This is a genomic window from Geobacillus sp. Sah69 (assembly GCF_001414205.1).
Lineage (GTDB): Bacteria > Bacillota > Bacilli > Bacillales > Anoxybacillaceae > Geobacillus > Geobacillus stearothermophilus.
This window is the reverse complement of record NZ_LLKS01000039.1, coordinates 138,463-144,682: the sequence shown is the minus strand read 5'-3', so window position 1 is coordinate 144,682 and position 6,220 is coordinate 138,463. Positions and strand designations below refer to the sequence as shown.

Genomic DNA, 6,220 nt, shown 5'->3' with positions numbered 1-6,220 from the left:
CCCCACGCGCAAATCGGCTTCAATCTCGTGCAGCAGCCGGGGAACGAGGAATCGCCCGTCTTTTGCCAGTCTGGCAATGACCAGGGCGTCTTTGGCGTCGTGTTTCGTCGGCAGGTTGTCATCAAGTTCTTTCGACCGGCACACATGCGCCGGGTTGACCATGACCAACGGGATCCCGTGCTCCTCGAGGAAGTAGGCCAGGTTCAACCAGTAGTGCCCGGTCGGCTCCACCGCGACGATCACCTCTGACTTCCCAAACGCTTGCATCGCCTCCTGAATCGCTTTATACAGCTGCTGAAACCCCTCTTTCGACTGGAAGATCGGGAACGACTTGCGAAGCACGCGCCCCCGGTCATCCACGAAGCAGGCGTAGTGGGTTCGTTTCGCGATATCGATGCCCACGACAAGCGTTTGTTCCGTAACTTGATCAATTTTATAGTTTTGTGTACAATTCATCTGAAGTCCTCCTTGGCATGATGGTAGGTATTGTTTGACACCCCTGCATCATACCAAGAGGGCTTTTTTTGATCAAGTCCCCGGAAAAGCTCCTAACGGGAATGCTCCTTTATCCGTTAGCATGCGGCGTTGTGCTTTCGCTTATTCGGCGCATAATTTGCGCCCGGTTTGAAACGATAAGTAGTGAACGACCGCGATGACTGCGAAGGAGGGACGAGCCATGGTTTACCATAAAACGAAGCAAGAGGCGTTTCAAGCAGCGCAAAAGGCGACGATGGAAGCGAAAGAATGGCACGATCACTTGGTGCGTGATCAAGCCGACTACGGCCACCAGCTGGCCCATCTTCGGCAAGAAGTAAACGAGGCGTTCGCCCAAATTGAAAACGCGCTCGAAGTTGCCTCGGAAACGCAGCGCGTGCAGCTCGAAAAATTCCGCAGCGATTTGCAGGCGATCGTTGACGAAGTCAATGAAAACGAGTAAGGGAATGCCGGCGGCGGACATTCCCTTTTTTCATGCTATGGCAGTCCGGGATGGAGGGATGGCCGCCACGCTATTGGTTCTTTTTTCGTTTTTTGTTGTTTTGGCGCTGTGCTTCTGTCAGTGGTTCATTGGAAAACTCTTCGTTGTAGCCGGCCCCCATTCCTTGCGCTTTGGCGGCGTTCATGCCAGGGATCACGTGGTTTGCTTTTCGCTTTGCCATTCGTTTCACCTCCGCTTCTAGTTTGCGACGAAACGGGCGCCTTATTCCTCTTTTGCCGCCGTTAAGGAAGCCAGCCCGTGAGACACTGGAAATCATTATTTACAACTTGTGCTGTTCTATAATAAGATAAAGTCGTGCCGAACTTTATGGGGATTGGGAGAATTCGTGCTATTTTTTCGACTTTTGTGCGAAAAAATAGTATAGTATTATTGTGAAGCGAAGGGGGTTATACATATGGCGAAACAAGATGTGTTCAACGCCCGCTCTTCATTCGAAGTCAACGGTAAAAAATACAATTATTATCATTTGCAAGCGCTTGAAGAAGCGGGAATCGGCCAAGTGAGCCGCCTGCCGTACTCGATCAAAGTGTTGCTTGAATCGGTGCTCCGCCAAGTCGACGGGCGCGTCATTACGAAAGAGCACGTCGAAAACTTGGCGAAATGGGGAACGCCCGAGATGAAGGACATCGACGTGCCGTTTAAGCCGTCGCGCGTCATTTTGCAAGACTTCACGGGCGTGCCAGCTGTCGTTGATTTGGCTTCGATGCGCAAAGCGATGGCGGATCTAGGCGGCGACCCGTACGAAATCAACCCGGAAATTCCGGTCGATCTCGTCATCGACCACTCGGTGCAAGTCGACCGCTACGGGTCGGACGATGCGCTAGAGTACAACATGGATTTGGAATTCAAACGGAACGCCGAACGGTACAAATTTTTGAAATGGGCGCAAAAAGCGTTTAACAACTATCGTGCCGTTCCGCCGGCAACGGGGATCGTCCACCAAGTAAACTTGGAATATTTGGCAAGCGTCGTTCACGCGGTCGAAGGAGAAAACGGCGAATACGAGGCGTTCCCGGATACGCTTGTCGGCACGGACTCGCATACGACGATGATCAACGGCCTCGGCGTCCTCGGTTGGGGAGTCGGCGGTATTGAAGCGGAAGCCGGCATGCTCGGCCAGCCGTCGTATTTCCCGGTTCCGGAAGTCATCGGCGTCCGTTTGACAGGCAAGCTGCCGGACGGAGCGACGGCGACTGACCTGGCGCTTAAGGTGACGCAAGTGCTGCGGAAAAAAGGCGTCGTCGGCAAATTCGTTGAATTTTTCGGACCAGGAGTGGCGACTTTGCCGCTTGCCGACCGGGCGACGATCGCCAACATGGCGCCGGAATACGGGGCGACGTGCGGCTTCTTCCCGGTTGACGCCGAAGCGCTTGACTACTTGCGTTTGACCGGCCGCGACGAACATCACGTTCAAGTCGTCGAAGCGTATTGCAAAGCGAACGGTCTGTTCTACACGCCGGATGCACCGGAGCCGGTGTTTACGGATGTTGTGGAAATCAACTTGTCGGAAATTGAAACGAACTTGTCTGGCCCAAAACGGCCGCAAGACTTGATTCCGCTCTCGAAAATGAAACAGTCGTTCCGCGATGCGGTGAAAGCGCCGCAAGGCAACCAAGGCTTTGGTTTGACGGAAGCGGATTTGGAGCGGGAAATTACGGTCGAGTTAAACGGCGAACAAGTGAAATTGAAAACGGGTGCAGTCGTCATCGCGGCGATCACGAGCTGTACCAATACATCCAACCCGTACGTTCTCGTCGCCGCCGGCTTAGTGGCGAAAAAAGCGATCGAGAAAGGCTTGCAAGTGCCGAAATACGTGAAAACGTCGCTTGCGCCGGGCTCGAAAGTCGTCACCGGCTATTTGCGCGATTCGGGCTTGCTTCCGTATCTTGAGCAGCTCGGCTTCAACATCGTCGGCTACGGCTGCACGACATGCATCGGCAACTCAGGTCCGCTTGCGCCGGAGCTTGAAAAAGCGCTTGCGGAAAGCGACTTGCTTGTCACAAGCGTCTTGTCCGGCAACCGGAACTTTGAAGGCCGCATCCACCCGCTTGTCAAAGGCAACTATTTGGCATCGCCGCCGCTTGTTGTCGCCTATGCGCTCGCCGGCACGGTCGACATTGACTTGCTTAACGAGCCGATTGGCAAAGACAAAGACGGCAACGACGTCTATTTCCGCGACATTTGGCCGTCGATGGAAGAAGTGAAAGACGTCGTCAAACAGGCGGTCGATCCGGAACTGTTCCGCAAAGAATATGAGCGCGTGTTCGACGGAAACCCGCGTTGGAATGCGATCGAAACGACGGACGAGCCGCTCTATCAATGGGATGAAAACTCGACGTACATTCAAAATCCGCCGTTCTTTGAAGGCTTGTCGCCGGATGTGCGCAAAGTCGAACCGCTCACCGGCTTGCGTGTCGTCGGCAAGTTCGGCGACTCGGTCACGACCGACCACATCTCGCCAGCTGGGTCGATCGGCAAAAACACGCCGGCAGGTCAATATTTGATTTCAAAAGGCGTCGAGCCGAAAGATTTCAACTCGTACGGTTCGCGGCGCGGCAACCATGAAGTGATGATGCGCGGCACGTTTGCGAACATCCGCATCCGCAACCAAATCGCGCCGGGCACGGAAGGCGGCTATACGACGTACTGGCCGACCGGCGAAGTGATGTCGATGTACGATGCGTGCATGAGATACAAACAAGACGGCACTGGGCTTGTCGTCATCGCCGGCAAAGACTACGGCATGGGCAGCTCGCGCGACTGGGCGGCGAAAGGGACGTTCTTGCTCGGCATTAAAACGGTCATCGCCGAAAGCTTTGAGCGTATCCACCGCTCGAACCTCGTTTTGATGGGCGTCCTGCCGCTGCAATTTAAAGAAGGCGAAAATGCGGAGACGCTCGGCTTGACGGGTAAAGAAGTGTTCGACATTCACATCGATGAAAACGTCAAACCGCGCGATCTCGTCAAAGTGACGGCAACGAACCCGGATACGGGTGAGAAGAAAGAATTTGAGGTCATCGTCCGCTTTGACAGCGAAGTCGAAATCGACTACTATCGCCACAGCGGCATTTTGCAAATGGTGTTGCGCGAAAAATTGGCGAAAGTGAAACAATAACGACAAAAAGCAGGCTCCCATATCGGGAAGCCTGCTTTTATTTTGTGTTGAGCTTTTTCGCTGCGTTCTCAAGCTTGCTTTTTGGATCCGGGGTGAACGTTCCGTCTTGGCCAAAGCCTTGCGGGTTGACGCCCGGCGCCTTCGTGCCGCGGTTTCGGCCGCCGTTTTTGGTCATTGCTCTCACCTCCGCTCTTTACGGATAGTATGGCCGCCCTTGGTCAAAATATAAGCAAAGGAGGAAAGCTTCACTGTTTTTCGCTAAGAGCAATCGTTGCGGCTACGATGGGATGTTCCGCTTTTCCCGCCACCGTCTGCCCCAGAGGCGCATGCTTGGCAGTTCGGCGAAAATCATGCCGGCCAAAATCGCAGCGCCGCCAAGCCAGGCCGATGGCGACAGCCGCTCTCCAGCCCAAAGGTAGGCGGTCAAAGCGGCGAACACCGGCTCCATGGCGAAAATCAGCGCGACATGGGCGGGAGTCGTATATTTTTGCACCGCCGTTTGGATGAGAAACGCCGCGGTCGTCGCCAACAACGATGTCACAGCGAGCGCCCCCCATACTTCCGGGCGGCGGAGCACCGCCATATTCCACATTTGCGCAGCGTCTTCAAACCAAAAGGCAAAGAAGAAACAGAGGATGCCGACGGTAAAAATTTGCACCATGGTCAACAGCATCGTCGAATGCTGAGAGGAATAGCGGCCGGTGACGATAATGTGCATGGCAAAGGAAACAGCACAAAGAAAGACAAAGAAATCGCCCTGATTGAACGACAGCTCCGCTCCCCCTGTCAGCCAATACAGGCCGAACGCGGCAAGTGCCGCTCCAACGACCGCATTCACAGACGGTTTTTGCTTTAAAATCAAAAAGGAAAACAATGGAACGAGCACAACGCTCAGTCCGGTAATAAAGCCAGCTTTCGAGGAAGTGGTATACAACAGTCCGATCGTTTGGAATGCGTAGCCGCAAAACAGCCATAGCCCCATCCACGCTCCAGCGCCGATGACTCGCCATGACAACTGGCCGAAGAGTGGGCGGGAAGCGGCAGCCATCCAAGCGAGAAGCAACAAGCCGGCCAAACTGAAGCGAACGGCGTTAAACGACAACGGCTCCAAAAACGAAATGGCATTTTGGACGACGACGAACGTCGCCCCCCAGACGAACGTCACCATGAGCAGACTCAGATCGGCTATGGTTTGACGCTTCAATTCGAATCCTCCCTCTTCATATGCTTGCGCCCCATCTCATTTTGGGTGCTAGCCGCTAGTGTACCACAAGTAGGCCGAAAAAGATAGATATTTTGGAAAAAAGATGGGCGCCTGCGGCAAAATGGTTGATACAAGAAGAAATTGCGCATAATATTAGGTAATGAACAAGGGCGCAAGTGTGGTAAAATAAAAACCAGCTCCGATCATCGCCACGCGGAAGGGTGATAATGCGTTGGACGTACAAATCCACTGGACGTATATCACGCCGAAAAAACAAGAGGCGTTTCTTGTCTCCGATTGGGTCGATGCCAAAAAGGCGCTCGCTTTGGCGGATGATTTTGAAAAAACCGGGCGAACGAAAACAGTGGAGTTCGTCGATCGAAACGGCACGGTGTGGTCAAAAAAAGAGCTGCAAAAGCTGCTTGAGGAGATCGCCGGCGAGCCGCATGAGATCGTTGTGTATTTCGACGGCGGCTTTGACCATGAGACGTCCCAAGGCGGCGCCGGCGCGGTCGTATACTATAAGCAAAACGATCATCGCTACCGGTTGCGCGCCAACCGCCGGATCGGCGAAATCAAATCCAATAATGAGGCAGAGTATGCGGCGTTTTGGTTTGTCATGCAGCTGCTCGAGGAACTTGGCGTCCATCATTTGCCGGTGACGTTCCGCGGCGACTCCCACGTCGTGTTAAAGCAACTGTCCGGCGATTGGCCGTGTTTTGAGGATGATTTCAACATCTGGCTTGACCGCATTGAAGCGAAAATGCGTGAGCTTCACATCGAACCGGCGTACGAGCCGATTTCGCGCAAACAAAATAAAGAGGCGGATTCGCTCGCCCGCCAGGCGCTTGAAGGGCAGATCATCACAAGCCGAACGGAATTGACAGGGAAAGGGTAAGGTCGT

The 6,220-nt window shown here is 53.9% G+C and carries 7 protein-coding genes; 3 read left to right on the top strand and 4 right to left on the bottom strand.

Features of this window, described 5'->3' with window-relative positions; translation table 11 throughout:
• Positions 1–456 (bottom strand): transposase (locus tag AP057_RS10555; RefSeq protein ID WP_152968877.1); only part of this gene is annotated, 456 nt, incomplete at its 3' end.
• Between the two features lie 220 nt (positions 457–676).
• On the opposite strand from AP057_RS10555, the gene AP057_RS10550 reads away from it, so the two are divergent.
• Positions 677–937, top strand: a complete 261-nt coding sequence (locus tag AP057_RS10550) for a hypothetical protein (protein ID WP_011230844.1) — start codon at positions 677–679, stop codon at positions 935–937.
• Positions 938–1,007: 70 nt separating this feature from the next.
• Here AP057_RS10550 and sspO read toward each other — a convergent pair whose 3' ends face one another.
• The gene (gene sspO / locus AP057_RS10545; RefSeq protein WP_008879509.1) at positions 1,008–1,157 is read right to left on the bottom strand and encodes a small acid-soluble spore protein O; all 150 of its coding nucleotides are present in this window, start codon (positions 1,155–1,157) and stop codon (positions 1,008–1,010) included.
• 234 nt (positions 1,158–1,391) lie between these two features.
• Between sspO and acnA the strand changes: the two genes are divergently transcribed.
• Positions 1,392–4,112, top strand: coding sequence for an aconitate hydratase AcnA (acnA, locus tag AP057_RS10540; protein ID WP_055358704.1), 2,721 nt, complete (start codon positions 1,392–1,394; stop codon positions 4,110–4,112).
• A 37-nt stretch (positions 4,113–4,149) separates the two neighbouring features.
• Here the strand turns inward: acnA and sspL are convergent, their stop codons facing one another.
• Positions 4,150–4,287 carry a small, acid-soluble spore protein L gene (gene sspL, locus AP057_RS10535; RefSeq protein ID WP_011230846.1) on the bottom strand — a complete coding sequence of 46 codons (138 nt, stop codon included), beginning with the start codon at positions 4,285–4,287 and terminating at the stop codon, positions 4,150–4,152.
• Positions 4,288–4,389: 102 nt separating this feature from the next.
• Positions 4,390–5,316 (bottom strand): DMT family transporter, encoded by a 927-nt coding sequence (locus tag AP057_RS10530; protein WP_055358703.1) that lies wholly within the window; start codon positions 5,314–5,316, stop codon positions 4,390–4,392.
• 232 nt (positions 5,317–5,548) lie between these two features.
• Between AP057_RS10530 and AP057_RS10525 the strand changes: the two genes are divergently transcribed.
• Entirely contained in the window at positions 5,549–6,214 is a 666-nt protein-coding gene (locus tag AP057_RS10525) for a ribonuclease H family protein (protein WP_055358702.1), read from the top strand.
• The last annotated feature ends 6 nt before the right edge of the window (positions 6,215–6,220 follow it).

Bases quoted from the DNA above. Each gene is read 5' to 3' on its own strand.
- AP057_RS10550 (WP_011230844.1), top strand. From the start codon at position 677: ATGGTTTACCATAAAACGAAGCAAGAGGCGTTTCAAGCAGCGCAAAAG.
- sspO (WP_008879509.1), bottom strand. From the start codon at position 1,157: ATGGCAAAGCGAAAAGCAAACCACGTGATCCCTGGCATGAACGCCGCC.
- acnA (WP_055358704.1), top strand. From the start codon at position 1,392: ATGGCGAAACAAGATGTGTTCAACGCCCGCTCTTCATTCGAAGTCAAC.
- sspL (WP_011230846.1), bottom strand. From the start codon at position 4,287: ATGACCAAAAACGGCGGCCGAAACCGCGGCACGAAGGCGCCGGGCGTC.